At 48.9% G+C, this 25,946-nt stretch carries 24 protein-coding genes and 2 tRNA genes; 11 read left to right on the top strand and 15 right to left on the bottom strand.

Annotated elements, in window-relative coordinates:
• Position 1 precedes the first annotated feature (1 nt).
• From trpS to PHG53_00960, 3 genes are all read right to left on the bottom strand, one after another.
• The gene (trpS, locus tag PHG53_00970) at positions 2-967 is read right to left on the bottom strand and encodes a tryptophan--tRNA ligase (protein ID MDD5380198.1); all 966 of its coding nucleotides are present in this window, start codon (positions 965-967) and stop codon (positions 2-4) included.
• Between the two features lie 106 nt (positions 968-1,073).
• A complete protein-coding gene (locus PHG53_00965; GenBank protein MDD5380197.1) occupies positions 1,074-2,069 on the bottom strand; it encodes an SDR family oxidoreductase in 996 nt (331 codons plus the stop codon).
• Between the two features lie 106 nt (positions 2,070-2,175).
• A complete protein-coding gene (locus PHG53_00960; protein MDD5380196.1) occupies positions 2,176-2,388 on the bottom strand; it encodes a hypothetical protein in 213 nt (70 codons plus the stop codon).
• A 211-nt stretch (positions 2,389-2,599) separates the two neighbouring features.
• Here PHG53_00960 and PHG53_00955 point away from each other — a divergent pair, with 211 nt between their 5' ends.
• A complete protein-coding gene (locus PHG53_00955) occupies positions 2,600-4,402 on the top strand; it encodes a homoserine O-acetyltransferase (protein MDD5380195.1) in 1,803 nt (600 codons plus the stop codon).
• A 531-nt stretch (positions 4,403-4,933) separates the two neighbouring features.
• A complete protein-coding gene (locus PHG53_00950) occupies positions 4,934-5,533 on the top strand; it encodes a hypothetical protein (protein MDD5380194.1) in 600 nt (199 codons plus the stop codon).
• A 40-nt stretch (positions 5,534-5,573) separates the two neighbouring features.
• Here the strand turns inward: PHG53_00950 and PHG53_00945 are convergent, their stop codons facing one another.
• The 4 genes from PHG53_00945 to PHG53_00930 all read right to left on the bottom strand — a co-directional run bounded on the left by PHG53_00945 (position 5,574) and on the right by PHG53_00930 (position 9,512).
• Entirely contained in the window at positions 5,574-6,299 is a 726-nt protein-coding gene (locus PHG53_00945; protein ID MDD5380193.1) for an ATP-binding cassette domain-containing protein, read from the bottom strand.
• Positions 6,300-6,308: 9 nt separating this feature from the next.
• On the bottom strand, positions 6,309-7,085 hold the full coding sequence (gene cbiQ, locus PHG53_00940; protein MDD5380192.1) for a cobalt ECF transporter T component CbiQ: 777 nt from the start codon (positions 7,083-7,085) through the stop codon (positions 6,309-6,311).
• A gap of 46 nt (positions 7,086-7,131) precedes the next feature.
• On the bottom strand, positions 7,132-8,160 hold the full coding sequence (locus tag PHG53_00935) for an energy-coupling factor ABC transporter permease (GenBank protein MDD5380191.1): 1,029 nt from the start codon (positions 8,158-8,160) through the stop codon (positions 7,132-7,134).
• Positions 8,161-8,234: 74 nt separating this feature from the next.
• Positions 8,235-9,512: a carbohydrate porin gene (locus PHG53_00930; protein ID MDD5380190.1), complete on the bottom strand. Its 1,278-nt coding sequence runs from the start codon at positions 9,510-9,512 to the stop codon at positions 8,235-8,237.
• 182 nt (positions 9,513-9,694) lie between these two features.
• Between PHG53_00930 and nikR the strand changes: the two genes are divergently transcribed.
• Entirely contained in the window at positions 9,695-10,114 is a 420-nt protein-coding gene (nikR, locus tag PHG53_00925; GenBank protein MDD5380189.1) for a nickel-responsive transcriptional regulator NikR, read from the top strand.
• A gap of 45 nt (positions 10,115-10,159) precedes the next feature.
• Positions 10,160-10,233, top strand: a tRNA-Val gene (locus PHG53_00920).
• A gap of 22 nt (positions 10,234-10,255) precedes the next feature.
• Here the strand turns inward: PHG53_00920 and polX are convergent.
• Positions 10,256-11,983 carry a DNA polymerase/3'-5' exonuclease PolX gene (polX, locus tag PHG53_00915; protein ID MDD5380188.1) on the bottom strand — a complete coding sequence of 576 codons (1,728 nt, stop codon included), beginning with the start codon at positions 11,981-11,983 and terminating at the stop codon, positions 10,256-10,258.
• Between the two features lie 121 nt (positions 11,984-12,104).
• Between polX and PHG53_00910 the strand changes: the two genes are divergently transcribed.
• A complete protein-coding gene (locus tag PHG53_00910; GenBank protein ID MDD5380187.1) occupies positions 12,105-12,818 on the top strand; it encodes a 2-oxo acid dehydrogenase subunit E2 in 714 nt (237 codons plus the stop codon).
• 7 nt (positions 12,819-12,825) lie between these two features.
• Here the strand turns inward: PHG53_00910 and PHG53_00905 are convergent, their stop codons facing one another.
• Genes PHG53_00905 through ribH form a run of 3 tightly spaced genes read right to left on the bottom strand, consistent with a single transcriptional unit; the run spans position 12,826 to position 14,678 of the window.
• The gene (locus PHG53_00905) at positions 12,826-13,731 is read right to left on the bottom strand and encodes an AAA family ATPase (GenBank protein ID MDD5380186.1); all 906 of its coding nucleotides are present in this window, start codon (positions 13,729-13,731) and stop codon (positions 12,826-12,828) included.
• 10 nt (positions 13,732-13,741) lie between these two features.
• Positions 13,742-14,158 carry a transcription antitermination factor NusB gene (nusB, locus tag PHG53_00900; protein MDD5380185.1) on the bottom strand — a complete coding sequence of 139 codons (417 nt, stop codon included), beginning with the start codon at positions 14,156-14,158 and terminating at the stop codon, positions 13,742-13,744.
• Positions 14,159-14,213: 55 nt separating this feature from the next.
• Entirely contained in the window at positions 14,214-14,678 is a 465-nt protein-coding gene (gene ribH / locus PHG53_00895; GenBank protein ID MDD5380184.1) for a 6,7-dimethyl-8-ribityllumazine synthase, read from the bottom strand.
• Between the two features lie 332 nt (positions 14,679-15,010).
• Between ribH and PHG53_00890 the strand changes: the two genes are divergently transcribed.
• From PHG53_00890 to PHG53_00865, 6 genes are all read left to right on the top strand, one after another.
• Positions 15,011-16,402, top strand: a complete 1,392-nt coding sequence (locus PHG53_00890; GenBank protein MDD5380183.1) for a tetratricopeptide repeat protein — start codon at positions 15,011-15,013, stop codon at positions 16,400-16,402.
• 194 nt (positions 16,403-16,596) lie between these two features.
• Positions 16,597-16,679: transfer RNA gene (locus PHG53_00885), tRNA-Leu, on the top strand.
• An 85-nt stretch (positions 16,680-16,764) separates the two neighbouring features.
• The gene (locus PHG53_00880; protein ID MDD5380182.1) at positions 16,765-18,096 is read left to right on the top strand and encodes a 2-isopropylmalate synthase; all 1,332 of its coding nucleotides are present in this window, start codon (positions 16,765-16,767) and stop codon (positions 18,094-18,096) included.
• Between the two features lie 5 nt (positions 18,097-18,101).
• Positions 18,102-18,926 (top strand): HAD family hydrolase, encoded by an 825-nt coding sequence (locus tag PHG53_00875; protein MDD5380181.1) that lies wholly within the window; start codon positions 18,102-18,104, stop codon positions 18,924-18,926.
• Positions 18,923-20,275, top strand: coding sequence for a threonine synthase (thrC, locus tag PHG53_00870; protein ID MDD5380180.1), 1,353 nt, complete (start codon positions 18,923-18,925; stop codon positions 20,273-20,275). The genes PHG53_00875 and thrC overlap by 4 nt, the downstream gene beginning before the upstream one ends.
• Before the next feature lie 34 nt (positions 20,276-20,309).
• Complete coding sequence (locus PHG53_00865) at positions 20,310-21,953, top strand: glycosyltransferase family 39 protein (protein MDD5380179.1); 1,644 nt, start codon at positions 20,310-20,312, stop codon at positions 21,951-21,953.
• A gap of 10 nt (positions 21,954-21,963) precedes the next feature.
• On the opposite strand, the gene PHG53_00860 is transcribed toward PHG53_00865, so the two are convergent.
• Genes PHG53_00860 through menA form a run of 4 tightly spaced genes read right to left on the bottom strand, consistent with a single transcriptional unit; the run spans position 21,964 to position 25,318 of the window.
• Complete coding sequence (locus tag PHG53_00860; GenBank protein ID MDD5380178.1) at positions 21,964-22,512, bottom strand: hypothetical protein; 549 nt, start codon at positions 22,510-22,512, stop codon at positions 21,964-21,966.
• A 2-nt stretch (positions 22,513-22,514) separates the two neighbouring features.
• On the bottom strand, positions 22,515-23,513 hold the full coding sequence (locus PHG53_00855; protein ID MDD5380177.1) for a glycosyltransferase family 2 protein: 999 nt from the start codon (positions 23,511-23,513) through the stop codon (positions 22,515-22,517).
• The gene (locus tag PHG53_00850; GenBank protein ID MDD5380176.1) at positions 23,500-24,345 is read right to left on the bottom strand and encodes a ChbG/HpnK family deacetylase; all 846 of its coding nucleotides are present in this window, start codon (positions 24,343-24,345) and stop codon (positions 23,500-23,502) included. Before PHG53_00850 ends, PHG53_00855 begins: the two co-directional genes overlap by 14 nt.
• A gap of 37 nt (positions 24,346-24,382) precedes the next feature.
• The gene (gene menA / locus PHG53_00845) at positions 24,383-25,318 is read right to left on the bottom strand and encodes a 1,4-dihydroxy-2-naphthoate octaprenyltransferase (GenBank protein ID MDD5380175.1); all 936 of its coding nucleotides are present in this window, start codon (positions 25,316-25,318) and stop codon (positions 24,383-24,385) included.
• Between the last annotated feature and the right edge of the window lie 628 nt (positions 25,319-25,946).

The raw sequence follows: 25,946 nt of genomic DNA, 5'->3' as shown, positions 1-25,946 counted from the left end.
ATTACTTTCTTAATCCAACGGCTTGTCTCGCCTGTTCGAGGACCTTTGAGGCTACCGCTTTTGCCCGCGCAGCCCCGTCAGCAAGCACTTCCTTGACGTAGCCGATATTATTTTCAAGCTCGGTTCTTTTCTGCCTGAACGGGGCAAAATATTCTGTTATCAGCTCTACTAAGCGTTTCTTCGCTTCACCGTATCCCATCCCGCCGTTGCGATACCTTTTTTCCCACTCCGCCAATTCATCCGGCGAGGCGACCAGCTTCAAAAGCGCAAAGACGTTGCACTTGTCCGGATTTTTGGGGTCTTCGACAGGCGTGGAGTCGGTAACAATGCTCATAATCTTTTTCTTAACGGCCTTCTCCGGCTCGAATATCCCAATCGTATTATTATAGCTTTTGCTCATCTTTCGTCCGTCGATGCCCGGCACGACAGCTACCGATTCGATGATATATTCCTTCGGCACAGTGAACACTTCGCCGTATGCGTTGTTGAATCGGATTGCGATGTCGCGGGTTACCTCGATATGCTGCTTCTGGTCTGCCCCTACCGGCACTAAATCGCTTTTGAAAATCAGGATGTCCGCCGCCTGCAGCACCGGGTATGCGAACAGGCCGTGGTTTGGGCTTATGCCCTGTGCGACCTTGTCCTTGAAGCTTGTGCATCGCTGCAAAAGTCCCATCGGCGTTACGCACGATAGCAGCCACGCAAGCTCCAGCACCTCCGGCACGTCCGATTGCCGCCAGAAGACGGTTTTCTTCGTATCAAGGCCCAAGGCGAGATAATCTATTGTAACATCGAGGCTATGCTGGGCGACATCCGCCGGCTTTGGATTGCTGGTCAGGGCGTGGTAGTCAGCGATGAAATAAAAGCCATCGTGCTCGGATTGGAGCTTGATATGCTGACGCATTGCGCCAAAGAAATTACCTATATGCAACCTGCCGCTCGGCTGTATCCCCGATAGAACTCTCAATTCAAACTCCCTTCTTGTAGTGAGTTTTGTAAAAAGCGAAATATCCCGAAGATTCTACGTAAAAACACCGTAAATGTCAATGTTTTTGCGGGTTAAAATGAAGATGTTAAGATAAACAGGGGCGGATTGATTCGCAGGCGGCGATGATTTTATCAATCATTTGGTCGGTTTGCTCATTTACAGTCTGCTGCCGCGGATTGGAATCGAACCAGGATATTATTTCCTTTGCGCCTTCGGCAAAGGGAATGGTCGCGGCGTAGTCCGGAACGAAACTTTTGATTTTGGAATTGTCGAAAATCACGCTGTGGGCCTTATCGCCGAGCAGGCCTGCCCCCCAATTCGGGTCAAAAGAAGCAATTATATCCGAAGATACGTGGACTATACGGGGTTTTGCACCGGCGGCTTCGGCGAGTATTTCAAAAATCTGGTTCCATGTGAGAAGCTCATCGGATGTTATATGAAAGACCTGGCCGATGGCACTGCTATTGCCCAATAAAGGAACAAATCCTTTGGCGAAATCACGATGATTGGTCAAAGTCCATAGAGAAGAACCGTCGCCGTGAACGATTACTTTCTTGCCCTGCCGCATACGGTTCAATACAGTATACCCGCCGTCAACAGGCAGACTGGTGCGGTCGTAGGTATGCGAAGGACGAACAATTGTTACCGGGAAGCCGTCGCGGTCGAGGGCGCGCATCAGCAATTGCTCGCAGGCGATTTTGTCCTGTGAATATTTCCAAAAGGGGTTGCTTAGGGCGGTTGTTTCCGTGATGGGTAGAGTTGCCAGCGGTTTTTGATAGGCAGAGGCGGAACTGATGAAAATATATTGCTTCGTCCGCTGCCGGAACAGCTCTAAGTCTATCTCGATATGGGCCGGCGTGAAAGCGACCCAGTCAACGACCGCGTCGAAAGTCATTTTGTCCAGGACTCGATTAGCCGAGTCTTTGTCACGAATATCTCCGTGCAGGACCCTGGCCGATGGCGGGACAGGACGCTCGGATTGTCCGCGATTAAGCAGGTAAAGGTCAATGCCGCGTTCCACGGCCAATTGCGAGCAAGCGGAACTAATTACTCCTGTGCCGCCAATAAATAGAACTTTCAAGAATTACTCCTAATAGCTCTGCTGCGGGGGGACCGCTGTTTGTAGTTTCAAGAACCTTTTCCGGGGCGGCCCCCATCTCCAATGAATCTGGTGCGGTCCGGCCGGTTTAGGCCTTGCCGAGAGATTTCAGGTATTTCTTTGACTTTGAAAGACCCATTCTGGAGGCTTTTTTCTTTACCGCGTCGATTTTGCGTTTGAGCTTTTTAGCTATCTTGGAGGTCGGATTGGTCGGGAAAAGCTTCTTTAGCAGATTGACGTCACGGGTTGACCACATCGGTACAGCTTTTTTTCTTTTTGCGGCTTTTCTTTTCTTTGCCATATTACAGTTCCTTTCGCTAAATATATTCCCGCCGGAGGCGGACAAGTGTTTGGGTAGGCCCCTGTGTTTTAGTAATTCTAAAACAATTGAAATACAATTTATAGTCAATGTCAAGGATTTTTAGAAATTTCAATGCAGAAAATATCATCCCCCCTGCCGGGCTGCTGTTGTGCTTTACAGAGGAAAGTTTTAGTATATACTTAAACCAGCTATGGCAGAAACAAGGGAAAATTCGGTCGGCGTCGTAAAAACGCAGACAATGCGCGTCGTAGAGCAGGATAGGCCCCTCGAATTGGAGAGCGGCAAGCGATTGGGCCCTATCGATGTGGCATACGAGACATACGGCAGGCTCAACGAGGCGGGCGATAACGCTGTTTTGATTTGCCACGCCCTCAGCGGCAACGCGCATGTTGCGGGTATCCACAGTATCGATGACAAAAAGCCGGGCTGGTGGGACGTTATGGTCGGGCCCGGCAAGGGTATCGATACGAATAAATATTTTGTAATTTGCTCGAATTTTCTCGGCGGGTGCAGCGGAACGACCGGGCCTCGCGATACTAATCCGCAGACGGGTAAGCCATACGGGCTGGATTTTCCGATTATAACCATCGCCGATATGGTGAAGGTGCAGAAGCTGCTGGCCGATAAACTCGGAATAAAAAAACTTCTTAGCGTAATCGGCGGCTCCATCGGCGGAATGCAGGCCCTGCAGTGGGCGATTGCGTATCCTGATTTTGTCGAATCGGCGATAGCGATTGCGACGGCTACACACCTAAGCGCACAGTCGATAGCGTTCGACGCGGTCGGGCGAAACGCGATACTGGCCGACTCCAACTTTGCCGGCGGGCAGTATCACGATGGCGCCGGGCCCGACAGAGGTCTGGCCATCGCGCGGATGATTGGGCATATAACGTATCTGTCGGAGCAGGGTATGCGTGCCAAGTTCGGGCGCGAGCTGCGAAGTGCTGACAGCTACAGTTATGATTTCAACAGCGAGTTCTCGGTCGAGACGTATCTCGACCATCAGGGGCAAAGCTTCGTTGAAAGATTCGACGCCGACAGTTACCTTTATATAACCAAGGCGGCGGATTACTTCGACCTTCACAGAGAATATGGCTCTCTGGAGAAAGCGTTTGCGAAAACCAAATCCCGGTTCCTTGTAATCAGTTTCGCCAGCGACTGGCTCTTTACGCCCGCACAATCCAAGACGATGGTGGACGCCCTTGCCGCTGCGGGCAAAGACGTCAGCTATTGCGATATCGCTTCGCCATACGGCCACGATGCGTTTCTGCTGGAGCCGGAGATACTGGGCAGATACCTCTGCTGCTTTTTGCAGGCTACATACAGGCCGGTGACCGACCAGCAGACGTGCTCCTGTTACGCGAGAAGTATGCGCAAGCTCGACGAGTTCGAGCACGCGCACAGGGCACGCGTTGATTATGAGCGAATACAATCTCTCATTGAGCCGGATAGCTCCGTCCTCGACGTCGGCTGCGGCGATGGACAATTGCTGGTCAATCTCGTGCGCGATAAGAACATAAAAGGCAATGGCATCGAAATTGACCAGGAGCTTGTGCTGGATTGCGTTTGCAGGCGTCTGCCGATTATTCAGCAGAACGTCGGCGAGGGGCTTAGGTTTTATGGCGATAAGAGCTTCGATTACGTAATCCTGTCGCAGACATTGCAGACGATAAAAGAGCCGGAGAAAGTTTTCAGAGAATTGCTTCGGGTCGGCAAAAAAGTAATCGTCAGCTTTCCAAATTTCGCGAACTGGCGGTGCAGGGCACAGCTTATATTTACCGGCAAAGCGCCTGTTACAAAACAACTGCCTTTGAATTGGTATGATTCGCCGAACATACACTTTTTGTCGCTGAAGGATTTTGACGAGTTTTGCGAGAAACTGGGGGTAAAAGTGGAAAAGCGGATTCCAATGGGCAAGGCCAAAATCGCCCCCGTGCGCTTTGCCCCGAACCTGCTCGCTGAGCAGGTAATCTACGTAACCAGTAAAGATTAAAATTGGCTTTGTTTGGGTTCGTTTTGACCAAGTGTCCAATTCGCATTTTTCGTTGTAATTGGTTGTATTAATTACGGTTATAAGCATTTGACTTTTTGAAAAATTGGGTTCGTTTTGCATAATTTAGTTGTTTTGATTGATTGACTTCCAACCACGGATTACACGGATTAACACTGATTACTAAATATAAGTTGCCTAAATTAACTATGTTTTGCTGCTTCATGTCTTTTGTAATATTTAGAATATGTCCCTTCTACAATTGGGCGGACTTGCGCGTTTGATGCGAAAATTACGGAGTTTTCAGAGGTGAGGTTTTGGCTAAGTACTTACGGCTAAAGAGATAGAAAAAATTTTGAAAAAATGGATTTTTACTCTTAAACCACCGCGCATTTGATTGATTTTTCTCCTTCCCTCCGGAATCGCCGCATATAGGGATGTTTAGCATCTGACCGAGGAGGTTGGAGAAACAAGACTTGAAATTGCATCAACTTGTTTTTATAATTTCAGAGGGAGATTTTAGGAGAGAATAAAATGGATATGGAGCCGCCGGCGGGGACGAATATCAAAGTTGACAGGGACATGTATTCCATGACTTACTCATGGAAGAACGGGGAGAAAAGTATCGGTCAATACGGTGCTGCGGCATTCATGTTATTTTGGCTTTGCGGGTGGACAGTAGGCGGTTTTGTGGCAGCAAGAGAAGTTTTTTCCGGCAAGGACATGCCTCTTTTTGGACGTTTATTTATGCTTTTCTGGCTGGGCGGCTGGGCATGCGGCGAAGCGGCTGTAATTTACGTTTTATACAACACCTTCAAACCAATCAAGCCCTCGAAGTTAACTTTAGCTTCGACGTATTTCGAATATGAAACTGGCACGAAACCTTATAATTTTAATTATTACAAATACGACCGTTCTCAGGGGAAACCAAATTTCTTTCAGAGTTTCCGCAATAAAAATAAAAATTACCGGGTCGAACTGAAACAACCTGTTAATCTCCACCTTGAACGTATCGGTGAAAGACAAAGACTTACTTTTGATGTGGGCGCCGAGAGGGTCGAGATTGGGGATACCCTTACAGAGCCGGAAAGAGAATGGCTCCACGAAGTCCTACGAGGACACATCGGAGGGTAAATTTGCGGAATGGAATTCAGTTGGAGTAGCGGTTTAATTTTCATATCCCGAATTTTGCGGGTACTTCGAGGCCGTGGGTGGTCATCAGTTCGGGGTCGGACATTATTTTTTGGGTGGGGCCGTCAGCTATGATTCGGCCGTTGTCGAGAAGGACGACGCGCTCGGCGACGGCGGCGGCAAAATCCATATTGGCGGTCGTGATGATAAGGGTCTGGGATAGATTCGCGAGCAGCTTTATAAGATTATTTCGGTTTCTCGGGTCGAGCGAACCATCGGGCTCGTCGAGGGTGATTATTTTCGGGGACATCGCGAGGACGGTCGCAATCGCGGCGGCCCTTTTTTGGCCTGCGGAGAGATGGTGCGGCGCTTTGTCGGCCATATCGGCCAAGCCAACGGTTTTCAGCACATCAGTGACGCGGGCCTTTACTTCTTCAGCATCGAGGCCCATATTCAGCGGGCCGAACGCGACGTCGTCGAACAAGGTCGGCATAAATAGCTGGTCGTCGGGGTCTTCAAGGCAGGAGCCAATTAGGGCGCGAATCTTTTTTGTGTTTTGTCTATTGATTTGCAGGCCGTCAATGAGCACGTTTCCAGTTCCTTTTACGAAGCCGGCCATTGCGAGCAGCAGGGTCGATTTGCCTGCGCCGTTTGGGCCGATGAGGGCGAGCGATTGGCCATGCTCAACAGCGAGGGTAATATTATCGAGAGCGGCTGTGCCGTCGGGATATTTGTATGAAAAACTTATTATCTCAATTGCGTTCGGCATTAAAGAATCCTATTGCAAAAACGGTCTTACTAAAAAATGCAGTCCGAACAGGAAAATCGCGGTGATTGCGGCGAAGACTAAATCGCGGCCGCGAACCTGCAATTTGGAAATTGTTCGCCATTTCCTGTCGAAGCCGCGAGCCTGCATCGCGATATTTATCTGCTCTGCGGTGTCGATACTGCGAATGAACAGCGAGCCGAGCATAGCGGCGGCGGTTTTCAATTCGATTTTGGCGTCGAGATTTTTGAGTTTTCTGCCTGCCCTTGCCTGCAGGATATGCTGGGCTCTATCTATAAGGATGAATATGTATCGGTATAGAAAGCCGAGCTGGATAGTCAGCAGTTTCGGCAATCCCAATTGCTGCAGGCCGGCGAGCAGGTCGTTGAAGCGGGTGGTGGAGACGAGAGCTATCAGGGCAAGCATTGTAACGATGAATTTACCGAGAATTGTGAAGCAGCGCATCCAGCCAGCCGAGGTTTGCCATGTGAATGGGCCGAAGGCAGCGGTGAACGAGGTCTTATCGTAGAGGGGACAGCTCAAGGCGAGCACCAGCACAAACGGGCTGACGACCAATATATGTTTTAGTGCGAACCTTATCGGGATTCGGCCCAGCACAAGTATCGCGAATGGGCCGACGGCGTAGCAGGTCAAAATAGCCGGCGAGGTTACAGGTAGAGAAATGACGACGGCGGTAAAGATGAGCACAATAATAAATTTTATTCTGCTATCCAGCCGATGGACGAGCGAATCCTGATAAGCGAATTTATCTATATGCGCGTGGTGCATTTTTCGTCGTTCGTTACTTGTGCCTCGTATCTTGTTTAAGGGATGATTATACCACTTTAGCTGATTGTTTTCTCCTCAAAAGCCAAGCAACCAGCCAGATGAGTATCATTGTTAAAACGGAGCCGATGACTCCCGCGAAGCTTGTCCAGCCGGCGGCGGCCTCGATTTCCTGTGCGGGTGTTTGTCCCAGCTTTGAGGACCTTACGGAATAATCGGGCAGCGGCGAATATTGTGATTGGAAGTCATCGACGGCGGCGATTCTCGGGTCTGGGTTTTCCACGGCGGATTTGAAGTCCGGCTGGTCCGGCCTTTCGGCGTAGCTCCACTCGAGACCGTCGGGAAAGCCGCAGGCGAACAGAGAAAGTCCTGCGCCGATGATGATAGTGAAAATGAGCAGGGTTACGAGCACAGCCTTTTTACTTAACCTGACTTGGCCGGGCAGAGAGTCTATAACGATGTCGGGCCTGACCTGCTGGAGGTAACCCAATACGGCGACGGTGACGAAGCCTTCGACGAGGCCGACCAGCAAATGGACGCCGAGCATTGTTACGAGGAAGGTCGCGAACGGCACAGCGAGGACGCCTGAGAGAGCGGCTTCAATCGGGACAAGGACGGCACCGGCTTCAATCGCAATCACGCAGGCGAGTAAAGTGGCGATGTAAATCCACAAACTGCTTGTGCGGTTCTTTGTAATGGTTTTGTATAAGAAGTAACCGAGATAGCTGGGGACGAGCGCCATATTGATAAGGTTGCAGCCCAAAGCGAGCAGGCCGCCATCCTGGAAGATGAGACACTGGACAATAACGACGGAGGAGATAACCAGCGCGCCGATGTGCGGGCCGAGGATTATTGCCAAAAGGACCGCTCCGACCAGATGTCCGCTTGTACCGGGCATCGCGGGGAGCTGGAAATTTACCATTTGCGCGGCGAAAACAAACGCACCCAAGATACCCATCAGGGCGAGCTTTTCAGATGTAATAATCCGCCTTAGCTTTCGGCAGACAATACTCAGGCCTGCGGCGGCTATTGTGAGCGTTCCAGCGGCGACCGGAACAGACAGTAACTCATTGGCCATATGCATAGTTAAGTACTCCTATTCTTATTAGTTAACGTTATTGTTTTTTGTTTTGCCATACAAAATTGCGGCGTTTAAAAAATCATTTGTGCCCTTACGCCCAGCACCACGGCGTTGTCAGCGGCTTTGTTGCCGCCGGGGTTTGCAATGTATTGTATAGATGGACTTATATTCAGCCAGGGGGTTATCCGGGCATTGTAGTAAAGCTCGAGGGCACTTTCGTAATCGTCGGTGTAGGTTGTGGATGCGTAGTTACTGAAGAAGCCCTGTGCGAAACCTAAGCCGAGGGTATCGTCGTCACGGCCATCAAATATACCCTGATACTGAAAACCAAAACTCCAGAAATCAACGATATCGTTTCTTTTGCTGTCGGCATGGCCGTATCTGAAAAAAGTACCGAGTCCCTGGCTGTCCTGAGGGTCGTCGTTTTCCCTAATCAGCATCTGGTCGCAGGTGGCATAGAAGCCGACATCGTCCCTGCCTGCGTTGGCGCTGTCGGAGTTTGCTTTCGGCTGGGGGTCATACCAGAGGCCAAGACGATACGCGCCCTGCAGGGGGCCTTTAGCTGATTCGAACTGCGGGGTTATGCCTGTTTCAAAGATATAAAAGAAGTAAGCGGGGCCGCAGAATGTTGTTCTGAATCCGGTTTCCCTTAAGTCGGCCTGCGCATCAGCTACGGCTGCTGACACATACCAGGAGCCGGCCGGGACATAGTGGATAGATGCGCCAAGGCCGTAATCAGGGAAGGGTATAGTCGGGTTGTTGATAAGAGCTCCGTTAAGGAACTGAGAGGTTTCGTCGTTGGCGAAATTACTGCAATCGAATGAGACGGGGCAATTGTGATGTTCAAATCCGCAGGTAAGGTCCATTTTGCCGAGGCGAACACGTAGAGTTTCATCTAAAAGTGATTGTTCATACCATAATTCGGTAACGTCTATTGTGCGTCTGTCGCGGGCGTCACCATTTACGCCGAATGCGCTGCCTACGGAAGGCCCATCAATACCGGCAGATTTAGACCATACACCTTCGGTATGCACAAAAACTCTGCCGCCTTTAATTCCCAGCAGTTTTTCAGAGTCAGCCGATAGTTCGAGATCGTAGCTTCCGGAGAAGCGACCGGCCCGCCGGTGCGTGCTGATTCCGCCGCGAAGATTTTGCTGATAAATATTTGTAACGCCAATGGCCATTTCCAGGCCTTTATCGGCCAGTTTGTCGTTCAGGCCGAAGAAACCACTCGACAGTGTCTCTCTTTCCCAGATGCTGTCAGGGCAGTTTGGTTCAATGTCAGCAGAGGACAGTTGTGCGAATGCCAGCAGTGTAGTGACGCTAAAAACGATACACATTTTTTTCATATCCTTCCTTTCTTTGCGCATAAAAATCATAAAAACGTGTTACTGAAGCATAAAAATACAAAAATCATGCTACCGCGCCAACAAGAAAATTTAATTATTTCAAAAAAAATTTTATCAGGTAAAATAGCTTTCAGCCGGTCAACAGCCGGCAAGTTTGTGTTATTGTCACGGGAGAACAAAGAATGAGCCAGATTGAGCGCATAGGGGTGTCGCTGGAGAAGGAATTGCTTGCGAAGTTCGACAAACTGATTGCCAAACAGGGTTATCAGAGCCGGTCGGAGGCCATACGTGACCTTGTGCGCCAACGGCTAAGCGACAAACAGGTTGGCGACCCGAAGGCCGAAGCGGTAGCTGCGGTGATTTTAGTTTACGACCATCATTCGACAAAGGTGATGGAGAAAATAACCGATTTGCAGCATTCACATCTTCTGCAAACGATTTCCGCGATGCACATTCATCTGGACGAGCACGACTGTTTAGAGGTAATTGCGCTGCGTGGGCGCGTGAGTGAAATCAAGAAGACGGCGGAGAGTATAATCAGTATAAAAGGCGTCAAGCTCGGCAGGATTAACTTCGTCGCCGCGGGGAGAGACAGCGATTAGAACTTGAAAATAACTGCGTAAAGTGTTTTAATATAGCTGAACTTTGGGCGATTAGTTCAGCTGGTTAGAACGCACGGATCACACCCGTGAGGTCACAGGTTCGAATCCTGTATCGCCCATTATTAAGCACATCGGGAAAATCTACGGCCTTTTCGCTTTTACCCAACTCTTTATCTTAGCTGCGGATAGCGTATTTAAAACATCGCTTTTCGTTACCCAGCCCCGTGCAGCAGTCGCCACGCCGAGACCGATGGCGCCGAAGCCGGTTGTTCGGTGAGAGTCGGTTCCGATGACAAGCACAGCTTTTGCCTTGATAGCCATTTTGCAGTGGACGTCTTTAAGGTCGAGGCGGTAGGGGTTTGCGTTTACTTCCAGCGCAGTGCGGGTTTGGACGGCGTGTTTGATTACAGCAGCCATATCGATATCCATCGGCCCGCGCTCGCCGAGAAGGCGGCCTGTGGGGTGAGCGATGCAATTAACGTAAGGATTGTCCATTGCTTTTAATGTGCGGGCGGTTACCTTTTCGCGGGGACCGGTCATACCTGAATGTATTGAAGCAATTACAAAATCGAGGTCAGCAAGCAGCTTATTGTCGAAATCCAGAGAGCCGTCGGCAAGGATTTCGACTTCGGTTCCTGCCAGGATGGTTATGCCTTTTATTTTTTCGTTTAGTTTGCGGATTTGTTTGATTTGAGCGGCCAATTGTTTGCCCGATAAGCCATTGGCGATTGCGGCGGACTTTGAGTGATCTGTGATGCAGATATATTTGTAGCCGAAATCTTTTGCCGCCAGAACCATTTCTGAAATACCGGCGTGGCCGTCGGAAGCATTTGTATGGACGTGGAGGTCGCCTTTGATATCTTTGAAATCAATCAGCTCAGGCAAGGCGTGTGACTTCGCCGCTTCGATTTCGCCGCGGTCTTCGCGCAATAGCGGGTCGATAAAATCCATGCCGAGCTTTTTATAGATTTCTTCTTCAGCTGCTCCGGCAATTCTTTTATTTGCTTTGAATAAGCCGTACTCGTTCAGTTTTAATTTTGCTTTTACGGCGATTTCTCTTAATCGCACGTTGTGCTGCTTCGAGCCGGTGAAATACTGCAGCGCGGCACCGAAGCTTTCTTTGGGCACGACGCGCACATCAACGTGGACGGGAGTTGTCTCTGTCCGGATAATCGCGGAGCCCTTTGTCGGCCCTGCGGCGAGGACCTGCTGGACGAATGCCGCTTTAGTAAACGCGTCTATTATCTTTTTGCCATTTTTAGAGGCTACGAGGACGTCAACATCGCCGATGGTTTCGGCCCTGCGGCGCAGTGAGCCGGCGGTTTGGATTTTGCCGATGCTGGGAAGCTTTTTGAGAAAGCCGGTAACAATATCCGCGGCGACAAGGGCCTGGTCGAGCCGAATCCGGCCGGTGGATTTTTCAAGAAATCCGATGCCTTTTGCAATCGCGGCAGCTTTTTTATCACCAAAGCCGGGCAGTTTGGCTAAGGAGCCGGAGGAAATCGCTTTTTTCAGTCCGGCGATGGTTTTGATGTTCAGCTTTTCGTAGACGGCTTTTACGCTTTTTGGTCCTACGCCGGGGACAGTGAGCAGGTCCAGCAGAGTCGGCGGGATTTTCTTGAGCAGTTGTTTGTGGGCGGTTATTTTGCCGGTTTTTACGAACTCTTCAATCCTGGCAAGACTTGATTTGCCGATGCCTGGCGTTTTTGCCAAATCGCCGCTTGCTAAAAGTGTTTCTATGTCGGTTGTCATATCGGCAATAATCCGGCTTACCCTGCGGCAGGAATTGATGCGGAACCGGTCGTCGCCGAGGATTTCCATAATATCAGCCATCTGGCCGAAGAGTTCACTGATAGCAGCGTTTTTCATAGAGATGATTATATCTGGACGGTGATGGAATTAAAGTGATAAGTCTTAACGGCCGGCTGGCAGACTTGACGAACCAAGCAGGATTACTATAATTTCACTTTGTTCAATTAAGGATTTTATTTTGTTCCACGAAGAGACAAAGCCATTTTCAGAAAACCCGGAAAGCTCTTCTATTGCCCTGACGCGAATCCAGAAGCTCATCGGCGACAGGATGCTGCAGTCAAAGCTGAGCAAGCCCTGTTTTTATATCGAGATAAAAGCGGATGTAACCGAGCTGATGGGACTTCGGCCGAAGCTGCGGAAGACACTGGGCGTCAAAATAACGACGGATGCTTTTTATATTCGCGCTTTAGCGCTGGCGGCGAAGCGGAATCCACTTGTGCTCGGCAAAATCGATGGCGACAACATCAAAATACCCGATTCAATCAATGTCGGCTTTGCAGTCAACGCCCCGCAGGGCCTTGTTGTGCCGGTGATAAAAGATGCGGACGAAAAAACGCTGGCTGAGATTGCCGGGCTCGGACAAGTGCTCATTGATAAGGCGCGAGATAATAAGCTGACGCTCGAGGAGATGGAAGGCGAGACGATAGCGTTAAGCAATCTCGGCGCTTACGGCATCGATTCTTTTTTGGCAATCGTACCGCCGCCGACAAGCACCGTTTTAGCTGTAGGTAATGTAAATAGAGAGATTGTTCCTATAGACGGCAAACCTGTGGAGCGAAAAATAGTAAGTTTGTCGCTTGCGGTTGACCGCAGGGTCACAGACGAGGTTTACGCGGCGAAATTTCTGAACACAATCGGCGAGCAGCTGCAAAATCCACAAGAGCTGGTTTGACAGAGGGCTATTTGGGTTCGGATGCGGGGTTGGAAGCTGTTGTTTGTGCGGCTTCGGCAGACGTTTGAATGTTCAGCGGAGCTATCTCAACAATCTTTATCGGGTTAGGGTCGGCAGTCGACGGCTGCATTTGATTATGAATTAGTTCGGCGACTTTTTTGTAATCCTCTGCGCCGTGACAGGCGGGTTCGTATTCGAAGATTGTTTTGCCGTAGCTTGGGGCCTCGGCGAGCTTGATGTTTCTGCGGATATAGACAGGCAAGACCTGAGCATCGGCCCAGGCACAATTGGTTGTGCGGGCATTTTTTAAGAATTGTTCTATGTCGGCCTTGACCTCATTGGGAAGCGAGGCACGGCTGTCGAACATGCACAGTAAAATCCATTTAACTTTAAGGTTAGGATTTATTCTTTTATTTACAAGCTCGACGGTTTGCAGCAGTTTTCCGAAACCCTGCAGGGCGAGGAAATGCGGCTGGAGCGGAATCATAACCTCCTGGGCGGCAGCGAGGGCGTTCAAGGTCAACAGTCCCAGTGAAGGGGGACAATCGATAAAAGCGTAATCGAATCTATCCGCAACAGAAGCGAGGGCTTCCCGCAGGATGGTTTCTCTTCCGACGACGCTTACGAGCTCACTTTCGGCACCGACAAGATTAATATTTGCAGGCAACAGCCAAAGGTTTGGACGAACAAGCAGGATTTCGTCTTCGAATTTTGTCGATTGCGTGAGAAGTCTGTATGAGCCTGATTCGATGCTTTCAGGTTCTGCGCCGAGATGTATCGTCAGATGCGCCTGAGGGTCGAAATCGAGAACAGCCACCTTCAGACCTGCGGCGGCAAGAGCAGCGGCGGTATTTACCACCGTTGTGGTTTTGCCAACGCCACCCTTCTGGTTTAATACCGCTATTACCTTCAATCCATTAACCTCAATCGCTTTCGGTTTTTATTTTCTTCAAGACGGCGTCCAGCACGCCGTTAACGAACGCCGAGGACTTATCGGTGCTGAACTTCTTGGCAAGCTCGATAGCCTCGTTTATCACGACTCTTGGCGGGATATCGGGACAGAATTTCAACTGGTAAACCGCCAGCCGCAAAATGCTTTTGTCAACAGCTGAAAGCCGGGACAACTGCCATTTTATTGCCGAAGCGGTTATAAGCTCATCACATACAGCCAGATTTTCCCACGCTCCCTTTGTCCATTCCGAGGCGAGCTTGCATACTAAAGAATCCGGGTCGTTTTCAGTGAAGAACTCGGCTAATTGCGGGAGCAGGTGTGAACCCTGTATGTCGAGCTGATATAGTCCCTGTATCGCCAGCTCTCTGGCCCTTGTTCTTTTGTCCACCTTCAGGCCTCTTATCAATTGATTGTTGGGTATTGTTAAATTGTCAATGAACGACTCAAATCTGTTCGAGCACGTTCGCAGTTTCCATAGCTGTCAATGCCGCGTCGGTTCCTGCGTTACCCATTTTAGCTCCGGCCCTTTCGACGGCCTGCTCGATGGTATCACAGGTCAGGACGGCGAAGACCGCCGGGGTCGCTGAATCATAGCTGATTTGTCCGACGCCCCTCGCTACCATCTGAGCGATATAATCGCAGTGAGATGTTTGGCCGCGTATTACAGCGCCGAGGCAAAGGACCGCAACGTATTTGCCGCTTTGCGCAAGTTTTTTTGCAGCTATGGTGATTTCCAAGGCGCCTGGTACCCAGACTACCGATATCTGTTCGTCAGCGGCACCGTGCCGTTTGAGACAATCTATGGCGCCGGCAAGCAGCTTAGCGGTTATAAATTCGTTGAACCTGCTGATTACAATGGCGTAATTTCCTTTGCCGGCCGTTAGCCGACCTTTTATTTCTTTAATCATAGTTTTGCTTCTCCCAAAACAATCAGAACTATAGTTTCCCCCGTTCTTGCTTTCGCAAGAAAGCACGGGGGCGGTCACACATTATAAGACTAATAGCGGCTGGTTTCCAGAAAAAGACCTGTTGCGGCTTTGTCGGGCAGTTTGGACGGCCTGTCTTTATTGAGTTAACTTTCGCAGCAGCAAGTGGTTATAGGCCTAATTTCCGACGAAATTTTTAATTGGTTCAAAAAGAAATCAGGCCTGCAAAAACCGTTAATTCGGCCTGAGTTTATTGCCGAAACGGTTTGGGGTGATGTATTACTTTTTGGGTTAAAACAAGCAATCGGAGTTTTATGCTGTTCGACGATATGGAATATGACTGCTTTTCTGAAGCCGAACATAAGGCCAAGAAGGCCTACGAGCTTTACGAAGACGGCGAAATAACTCAGGCTCTTACCGAACTGGACGCGGCGCTTGAGATAAATCCGTCCAACAGCGCCTGGCATTTTGACAAGGCCCTTACCCTTGACACCAAGGGTGAGTTCGAGAAAGCAATAACCGAATACGAAACCGCCCTGGAGCTGGTGCCGGATGATTTGGAGGTGTTAAATTCGTTAGCGGTCGATTATACCCGCACCGGCAAATACGACCTGGCCATCGAGACTTTCGAGCATATCCAGCAGTTAGATGCCGGGTTTGAACCATGCTATTGCAACCGGATAATTACCTATACCGAGATGGGGCAACACGACCTTGCAGAGCAGATGTTTTACCTTGCCCAGCAGATAAATCCGGACTGTGCATTATGTTACTATAATATTGGCAACAGTCTTTTCGTTCGGGGCGAGTATAAGAAAGCAATTCATTGCTGGCTGAAGACAGCCAAGCTTGAACCGAGTCATCCGCAAATTAACTATCGTATTGCTCAAGCATATTGGGCCATGGGCGATTACGAGTGCGGGCGTGAGTATTTCTTAGTTGAGCTTCGCATTAACCCGGGCGATGTTGATGTCATCCTTGATTTCGGCCTGTTTCTCCTCGAGGTTGGTGATGTAGAATCGGCGAAGGAAAAGTTTAACAGGATACTTGAGCTTAAGCCGGGTTCTGCCGCCGCCATGTTTTATTTGGGGGAGATTGTTTTTAAAAGCGGTGATTATCTAAGAGCAGTAACACTGTTCAAAGAGGCGTTACAAAGGGACAATCGACTCACTGGGCCGCAGTATCGGCTGGCTGAGTTTGCGTTAATGTGCGGAAATAAAGAAGAGGCGAGAAGCCATCTGGTTTCGGAGACGAAGCTGGCTTCGGAGGACACTGACATACTGGTTTCGATGGGGTCGATGTTTTTGGGAATTGGCGATTTGGATTATGCAATGCATTGCCTGCTGAAGGTCACCGACATAGACAGCTCCAACGCGGACGCCTATTATTACCTCGGTCTTGTCAGCGCTATAAAAGGTCGATTTGAGGATGCGATGGAGTTCTTCGGTAATGCTCTCGACATAAGGCCTACGGACGTTTGTGCCTTGCGGGATTCCGCCCTTGTTTGTTTGGGGATGGGCAGATTAACCGAGGCTGCGGAGAGAATTAAGAGGGCGCTGGAATTTGCAGATGATGATTCACGGTTAAAGGCCCTTAGTCGCAGAGTCCGGCTGGCCCAGGCAGCAAGCCGAATAGCAGATTTTCTTTGGCGGCCCCACCCTCGATTTGTTTCGTATTTGATGAGCTGGATTTTATTTGGCCGCTGAGCCCTCATTGGCCGCAGAGTTTAAATTTTCTCTGCGCACCTTACGTTCTTCGCGATTAACCCCATTTCCTGCTACTCTGACACATTTCTAAAGGCCTGCGGGGCCGGTAAATTAAGAAACAATTTGCAAATCGGCGTAAAATTCATTAGTCTATGGGGCTGACGCTTCATAGCCTTGGCGACGGAGCGAAACCGGGCCGAGTGGCGGAATGGCAGACGCTGGGGACTTAAAATCCCCTGTCCTCACGGGCGTATGGGTTCGACTCCCATCTCGGCCACTATCCGTATCTTAAACGAGATGCGTGATGGCGGGCTGGAATGCCAAGACTGCGCCGAAAGCGCAGAGAAAAGCTGGAGAAAAGAATGGCTAAAGAAAAGCCTAAACTTGTAGAAGTAGAAAAACCCAATTTGTATCGGGAGATATTTCCGTATGTGGAATTTCCCAAGGTAATATTCGACGAGCAAAAAGTTGCTCGTGATATTCCGGAGAATATATGGATAACCGATACGACTTTCCGTGACGGTCAGCAGTCCAGGCCCCCTTATACCCCCGAGCAAGTGCTGCGGATATACGATTTACTGCATGAAATAGACGGCGGAACAGGTTTGATTCGGCAGTGTGAATTCTTTCTATACTCAGAGCGAGACAGAAAGGCGGTAGAGCTGTGCAGGGCCCGTGGGTACAAGTTTCCTGAGATTACCGGCTGGATAAGGGCTGTGGAGGCCGATTTCAAGCTGGTTGCGAAAATGGGGCTCGCTGAGACCGGTATTTTGACCTCAGTAAGTGATTATCATATATTTCTGAAACTGCGAAAGACACGTTCACAGATAATGAGCGCTTACCTTGATATCGCCAAAGCGGCCCTGGATAACGGGGTCATACCGCGATGTCACTTCGAAGACATAACCCGTGCCGATTATGAAGGTTTCGTGCTGCCCTTTGCATCTGAGCTGATGAAGCTGGCAGAGGAGAGAAAACAGCCGATAAAGATTCGTCTTTGTGATACACTTGGATTTGGCCTGCCCTGGCCCGAGGTTGCCCTGCCGAGAAGCGTTCCGAGACTTGTCCGAGGCCTTCGAGAAATTGGTGTTCCCCCTGAGCGGCTCGAATGGCACGGTCATAACGATTTCCACAAGGCCTTGGTAAACGCAACGGCGGCGTGGTTCTACGGCTGTAGTTCCGCCAACGCTTCGATATTCGGTGTCGGCGAGCGAACAGGTAATTCACCTTTGGAAATGCTTGTTGTCGAACATGCCCAGCTGAAAGGGATGACGGCTGGTGTTAACTACGCTGCGATAACCGAGCTGGCTGAGTATGCCAGAAAGGAGCTTGGCTTTGAAATTCCGCACAATTATCCGCTGGTCGGCAGGGATTTCAATGTTACGCGGGCCGGCATTCACGCCGACGGTTTGCTAAAGGACGAACAGATTTACAATTGCTTCGATACGAAGAATCTGTTTAACAGACCAGTCAGCGTGGCGATTACCGACAAGAGCGGTGCTGCCGGCATCAAGCACTGGATAGAGTCTATGTTCGATATTGAAATATCCAAGCACAACCCTCATATAACCAAGATAAAGGATAAAATTGACGCTGAGTATTCAGCCAATCGTGCGTCGGCGATATCGGATGAGGAAATGTTCGAATGGGTGCGGGAAACTTTTGGTGATGATATTCCGCCGCTGAGAAAATAAAGAATATGCCTGGTAAAAAAATCAAAGCGATATTGTTTGACCTCGGCGAAACTCTGCTGAACTTCGGCAGAGTAAATACGACAGAGATTTTTCGCCAAAGCGCAAAAGCGACCTATGAATTCCTGCGAAGCTGTAAGCAGCCGCTCGGCAGCTTCACGTGGTATTTCCTGCACAGCATGACAGCTTTCAGATTCCGCTGCCTGGTTTCCATGCTGACGGGGAAAGATTTCGACACCATTTTATTATTGAAGACAATCGGTACAAAGAAAGGCCTTACCCTAAGTGAGGACCAGTGGCGTCAGTTGGGCTGGCTCTGGTATGAGCCGCTGGCGAAACAGGCGCGAATCGAACCTAAGCTGAAGGAGACTCTGTCTTGCCTTAAACAGATGGGCCTTAAACTGGGCATAGTTTCCAACACTTTTATAAGCGAGGGTTCTTTAGACAGGCACCTTGCCCAGTTCGGCATACTTGATTTTTTCACGCTTCGAATTTATTCATATCAGGTTGCTTTCAGGAAGCCGGACATCCGAATTTTCCAGACAGCCGCTCAGCAAATAGGCGAACCGCCGGGGAACATATTATTTGTCGGCGACCGGATTAACAAGGACGTCTCTCCAGCCTTAAGAGCCGGTATGCAGGCCGTTCTGAAAGAGGCATATACTAATATCGGAAAGACGATTCCGGAAGGCGTTTTGAAAATAAGCCGGCTTGCCGAGCTGCCGAAATTAATAGAAAAAATCAACGGCAATTGTCCGGCTGCGGTCCGGGCCGAAAACGATGGGCCGCGAAACACTATAAACAACAAAACCCAAAAGGAGTTTTGTGTATGAGTAAAACTGATGCAGCTTATCTGAAGTGCATTAATCCGGATTGTGCAGCCCAGTTCGACTGCACGTTTGCCGCGGGCGGATTTAAGTGTCCGAAGTGCGGCGAGCTTCTGGATACGCAGTATAACTGGGACAGGATAAAAGTGCCGAAGAAGCTCAGCGAGTTCGGCAAACGCTGGGCAAACAGAAACAGTCCCCTGGATTTTTCGGGGGTGTGGCGGTTTCGGGAGCTGCTTAACTTCTGCGATGACAAATATAAAGTCACGATAGGTGAGGGGCAGACAATTTTGCAGCAGAATGATGCGGTTGCCAAGTACGCTGATATGAAGCCGGGGTGTTTATATTTGCAATACGAAGGGCTGAATCCATCGGGTTCATTCAAAGATAACGGTATGACCGCGGCATTCAGTCACGCCAGGATGGTTGGGGCGAGTTCGTGCGTATGCGCATCGACTGGAAATACTTCAGCAGCAATGGCGCTGTATGCACACAGCTGCGGTCTGAAAGCCACCGTTTTCATCGGCTCCGGCAGGATTGCTTTCGGCAAGCTCAGCCAGTCTATGGATTATGGCGCTCAAACGATTCAAATAAAAGGAGACTTCGACGACTGTATGCGGCAGGTTCAGGATGTCAGCACGAAGCTGGGATTGTATCTGCTCAATTCACTGAACCCATTCCGGCTGGAAGGCCAAAAGACGATAATGTATAGAATTATCGAAGGGTTAAACTGGGAGGTGCCGGACTGGATTGTGGTGCCCGGCGGCAATCTCGGCAATTCGAGCGCCTTCGGTAAGGCGTTTTCAGAATTAAAACAGCTCGGGCTGATTAAACGAGTACCGCGGATGGCGATTGTTAATGCCGCCGGCGCCGATACATTGACCGAACTGGTCAATAACAAGAAACTTGTCTGGAATAATGGTTATGTTAATCAGAAAATAATAGATAATTATTATGCTGATTTGACGGCACGTAATTTCTCACCGCACACCTGTGCCTCGGCGATAGAGATTTCACGGCCGGTCAATCTGAAAAAGTGTCTCCGGGCGATTGATGTATGTAATGGTGTTGTTTGTGCAGTAACCGACGAGCAGATTGTCGATGCAAAGGCGATTGTAGGCAAATACGGGCTAGGCTGCGAGCCGGCTTCGGCGGCAACGATTGCAGGATTAAAGCAGTTGCGGGCCAATGGCAAAATTTCGGCTAACGAACGGGTTGCCTGTGTGCTGACGGGGCACGCACTTAAAGACCCTAATGTAACAGTTAACTACCATAAAGAAAATCAGGGCAAGTTTAGCAATCCGCCCATAGAAGCGCCTAACAATCTTAATGAGATAATTAAACTAATCAGTTGATTCTTCAGACGCTTGGTGACACAATACCCCACCAATGGCTAACGACTATAAAAACGGTAAAAATACAAAAGTTCTAATAGTATGTGGAGTGCTGCTTCTTTCGGCGGTAAACGCAGCATGGATGCTTTCTGAAGAAGCTCTGGACAATCACGAAAGTTTTGTTTCTGTTGCTGCTCGCGAGATGCTCGCAAGCGGCGACTGGGCTTGGCCTACCTGTAACGGAGAGCCTCGTCTTCAAAAAACACCACTGTCCTATTGGCTTGTGGCGGGCCTGGCTAAAATAACCGGCAGGGTTGATGAGTTCGCCGCACGGATGCCAAGCGTTATCTTTGCGGTGCTTTCTGTTGTCGCCATTCTGTACTTTGTAAATCTGTGGCTATCTTTTCGCATTGCAGTAATTTCGGGGGCTGTTTGGGCAACATCGCTGTGCTATCTCCGCTATTCCCACAGTGCCCGACCGGAGATGGCTCTGATGTTTTTTGTTTTGCTGTGCTTTCTAAGTTTCTACTCGGCAGTTATTGCAAAAGACCGGAATAAGCAGATTGTATATATGCTTGTCTTCTGGATAAGTTTTGCTCTTGGTAACCTGGCCAAAGGGCCTGCTCCGCTGCCGCTTGTCCTGATTCCACTGTTTTTCTACGTTGCCATATTCCGGCAATGGAGGAAACTATTTAACTGGGTATCAGTGGCAGGGGTGATTATTTTTCTGGCCATCGTATTGCCGTGGCCGCTGGCTATCGCTCACAAAGTAAACTGGGACTTAATGGTATGGAAGCATGAATTTGTCGACCGTTTCTTCGGAACTTATGCAAAAGGAGATTATCCGCCTTATTTCTATTTTCTCATAATGTTCAGATACATAGCGCCTTGGGCCGCTTTCTTACCGCTGGCGCTGGCCGCTCCTTTCTACAAGGTTTGGAACAAGAAGCGGCCTGTGATGCTGTTTTTGTGGTTGTGGTTCGTTGTGAACCTGGTGTTTCTTACTATCAATGCAGGCAAACGCCAGCATTATATTCTGCCTTCAATGCCTGCCATGGCAATTTTGATTGGCATTCTTCTTGAGGATATGGTCTTCAGTCAAAAAGCATACGAGCACAAATTTGCCGTAAAAATGTTCCAGGGACATCTTGCAGTTGTAGTTGTCGGCATTATCATAGCGACCATTTGCGTAGCCAAAATAAGCCCTGTGAATCTTCACAAGATGTTAATACTTGCGTCGGCAACGATAGTAGCTGCTGCCATAATAGCTGCGTTGTTCGCCAAAGGGAAAAACGGCTGGGGTTGTACGGCGGTTTTCGCCGGTGTTCTTGTCGTGAGTATGATTTCATACGCGAGCTTTGCAGCTTCTACGGACGAGTTTAGATATTCGCGAGACTTCTCCAAAAAAGTGGCGCAGATAGTCCCGCCGACTGAAAACATCGTCGTTTATAAACACGTATCGAGCAACTTTGTACACTATTTCGGCACAACTGTTCCGGTAGTATCGGATGCGGATGAATTATACAACTGTTATCAAAGGGGGTACTGGATTGCAGCAGCCTCAGGTTACATGAAAGAATTGACTCAGGATAACCGTTTCAGAGAGGTGTATCGCAAAGAAAATTCGGGCTGGCGAGAGGTAAGCGGAGCATTATTTCACAAATCAGCCCCGCTGATAAAAAAGGACAGCGACACTTAGCGGGGTATTTTCATTCTGTTAGAGAACGGATATATTCCGTCTCAGCTTTTGTCAGTTCGCGCCGGTTTACAATTTTTTTTACTATCGATGTGATTTCCCCGGCGGTATATTTTTGACTTTTACTCAGCCACACCGCTGTGAGCATAGCAACCCTCTCATCATCTCCGCTTCCGTGCAGGAGAACCGGCAGGTTGGTTTTGTCAGACATTGTGTTAAAAAACCTGTCGATAGTTTGCCAGTCAGGAAAAGGGTTATTCTTATCCATAGGCAATTCGATATATTTAACGCCATTGTTCCTGACCCAGGTTACTTCTTCGTTATACCAGTTTCTGTTGCGGTGCTCTGCCTGGGAGCGCAGGTTGATAATTGTGGCGATATGATATCTATAGAGCAGGCGGGTATAGTCCATTCCCCGCGGCTGGCCGCTGGTATAAAGGATATCCGGCTCTATGATACAAAAATTCTTGATATGAAAATGCCTGACTAATAAAATTACCACCGCTGTTGCGATTAAAATAATATACAGTGCAGCCAGAGATTGTTTTTTCTTCTTTGCCACTTTTAACCTGCCGTTAAATTTTCCCTGTGATGGACCTTACGAACTGAATATATCTTTTTGTTTGTTGATTCAAAATATACCCTGCTTATCATCTCGCCTATCAGTCCTGTGGTTACAAATATGGCGCCAATCAGCAGGAGCATCGCCGCCAAGGCCGTCAACGGTGCGTGTGCAACAGTAATCGGCACCTTATAAACGAATTTATCATACAGTATATATGCAAACAGTGCGAAAGATAACAGGATAGAATAAACAGCAGGCCGGCCGAAAAAATGCAGCGGTTTGGTGGCGTATCCGAGCAGGAACCGCAGCGTTATCAAATCGAAGACGACTCTAACCGTTCTGGAGATTCCATAATTGCTGGTTCCGTAGGGCCGGTTGATATGCTTTACCGGTATCTCGATGATTTTGATGCCGCTGCGAGACAGCAGTGCCGGGATGAATCTGTGCATCTCGCTGTACAAGTTCAATTCTTCAATGACTTCGCGTTTGTAAGCTTTGAAGGTGTTGCCGAAATCGTGGATATCAACGCCGCTTACTTTTGAGGCAATCCAATTGGCTGTCACACTCGGTATTTTTCTCATTATAAAACCATGTGCTCTGTTTTTGCGCCAGCCGCTGACAACGTCGTAGCCGGCGTTAATCTTTTCGATAAAGTTCGGTATTTCCTCCGGAAAGTTTTCCAGGTCGCCGTCCATCGATATTATTATTTGTCCCTTTGCGACATCGAAGCCTGCGGCAAGAGCAGGCGTCTGGCCGAAATTTCGGCGAAGCTCAACGCCGACAACCTTGCTGTCTTTGCCGGCGATGTCTTTTATCAGCTCCAGGGTATTGTCGCTGCTTCCATCGTCGATAAAGACCAGTTCATAATACAGGCCGGTTTCGCTCATTGTTTTGGTCAGCCGGCTGTAAAGCTCTTTGACCGCCGGTGCTTCATTGTAAAGCGGCACTATAATCGAGCAATCAATGGGATTTTTATTAAGCTGGTTAGAGCTGTCCATAATGCACTAATTTCATTCCTGCGTTTTTGAGATACTGTTTTGTTCTTTCACTGCAAAGAGCTTCAAGCTCACCCTTTCGCTGATGCAGGCTGGATTGCTTGTGTTTCGAGTCGTTGTCAAGCCCGGGATGAGTCATTACTTCTGCGGTTGCCGCCGAGCTGTATAAAGCGACTGCCTTGAAGAAATTCACATCTATTTTCCCTATATGCGCAACGCCGAGAATACAATCGGTTTTCAGTAAAGCCGAGTTTTGGATACGGTTAATCTTGGCCATAATCCGGATCGCTTTTGCTCTTTTTCTCCCGCCTTCGCTCGGCAGCGGCCAGGGCATTGCCAAAAGCTGTTTCGGCTCAAGGGTAAAACGTATGGCGGGAATTTCAAACCGCCTGGCCAGGCCGCACACTATTGGGAAAATAACGGGAAAGCTGTGAATATGTTTATGTGAGTCTAAGTGGGTCGGCTTTAAGCCGTTGTCAATTACCCATTGAATTTGAGCGGCCAGCTCTGTTTGTATGGCAGTTCGAATCTTACGTCTGTATACGGATAGAAGAGACAACTTGGCAGGTGTTAAAGCGAAGTCGCCATCGGTGTTAAGTAAACAGTTGACGCTCTGGTCTTTCGACAGGGGCCGGCCTTTGAACAGGTTAAGGTGAACACCTAAGCCGAGGTTTGGCAACTGTTTAGCTATTTTGACGGCTTCGTCGGCGGCAGGCATATTGGCCATAATCGTCGTGCTGGTCAGCACGCCGTCAGTGTGTGCCTGTGCCACAGCCTTATTTACTCCGCTGCACAGGCCGAAATCGTCTGCGTTTATTATAATACGCCTATTCATTTGTAATAAGTCTAAACGGCATAAGCAATTCGGTCAATTAGATTCTGCGCAGCCAGGAGAGGCCGAAAATGATAAAGCCGGCAATGAGGGCCAGCGAACCAAGGGCGTGTAGAAATACTGTCAACTTGCTGGCGCGGTATTGGCCGGGTTTGAGCAAATTGTTTTTATTTGCGACTTTTATCGCGACTATAGCTGCCGGTAACGTAAGAATATAAAGCAATCCTGCACAAGTAAAAGGGCGATAAAGCAGTATTGCTACTGCCGCAATAAGATAGCTTGAGGCGAGCGCTATTCGATAAATCCATATAGAAGCGGGGACGCCGAAACGGACTACAAGGGTCCTTTTATTTACGGCGGCATCGGCGGCGACATCCTGGAATTCGTTTATCAAAATCACCAAGAAAATCAATATTCCGACAATGACAGATGGTATAAGTGGAATAATACCAATGGTTTGTGTTTGCAGGTAGTATGAGCCATAGACCGGCAGAAGGCCAAATAACAGCGCAATGGCGGGTTCGCCGATGGAGCGATAGCCGAGGCGAAGAGGCGGAGCTGTGTAGAAGAAACCGCCGAGCAGGCCGATAAGGCCGAGGGCTAAAATAAAGACGCTTTGGGTAAGTAAAAAGATAATGGTGCCGAGGATTGCCCCTGTCGTAAATACAAGCAGGGAAAGGAGTAATGTCGCTTTAGGGGAGAGGATTCCGTCCTGAATAAAACGTCTGCCGCCGGAGAAAGGGGTTGGGTTTTGATTGAGCCAGTCGTTGCGGGAGATATGGTCGAAATAATCGTTGGCTACGTTGGCGCCGGCGTGCAGGGCCATTATCGCAAGTAGCGCGAGGATAAAGAGATGCAGCGAGAAGGAGCCGGAGATTGCGAAGCCGAGGGCGGAGCCAACGAGAACCGGGGCGATGGATGCGGTCAAAAACTTCGGGCGGGTGGCGAGGAAAAGAATTAATAATTTAGATTTCATAAGTTTAGTATTTTACAAGGATTAAAGAAAAAAGAGAAATTGAAATTGGTGAGATTTTGGGAAAAATAAGTTAATTATCAAAATAGAAAAGATAGGGAAAGTGGGGTAGCACCAAACGCGCAAGTTGGTGGTTTAAAGCTGCTAAAAAGTGGTAAAAAATGCTAAAAATTGGTAAAAATGCGCGCAAAAGTGAGAGAAAATGCGCGGAAAATGGTTGAAAATGTCGGTGAATTTTTTACCCCCCTGCGCGAATTGTTCGAAGCGAACAAGTCGCGGAAAATTTCAAAAAACAAGCGACAAAATTCAAATAAATCCCAATCACCAAGATACGAAATTCAAAACAAAATCTTAGCCACAGAGAACGCAGAGTTCACAGAGAATTTTAGTTCGTAGTTCATAGAAAAATTGGGTACAGGTACCTAAGGCTTAAATTGCCTAAGTTAACACGAGTTTTTAAGTTGCGAATTTGGGCTGGAGATGTGGTATTTTTTTCAGTAGGTGGCAATGCCATATAGCGCGGATAATCACGGAGGGATTTTTGTTGCGGTGGATTTGGGAAATGCAGTTCACTATGTGGCAATGCCATATAGTGAGGATAGACGCATAGATTTTTTGATGGACGGATTGG

The sequence above is a fragment of the Phycisphaerae bacterium genome (genome assembly GCA_028714855.1).
GTDB lineage: Bacteria > Planctomycetota > Phycisphaerae > Sedimentisphaerales > Anaerobacaceae > CAIYOL01.
This window is presented reverse-complemented; position numbering and strand designations above follow the sequence as displayed.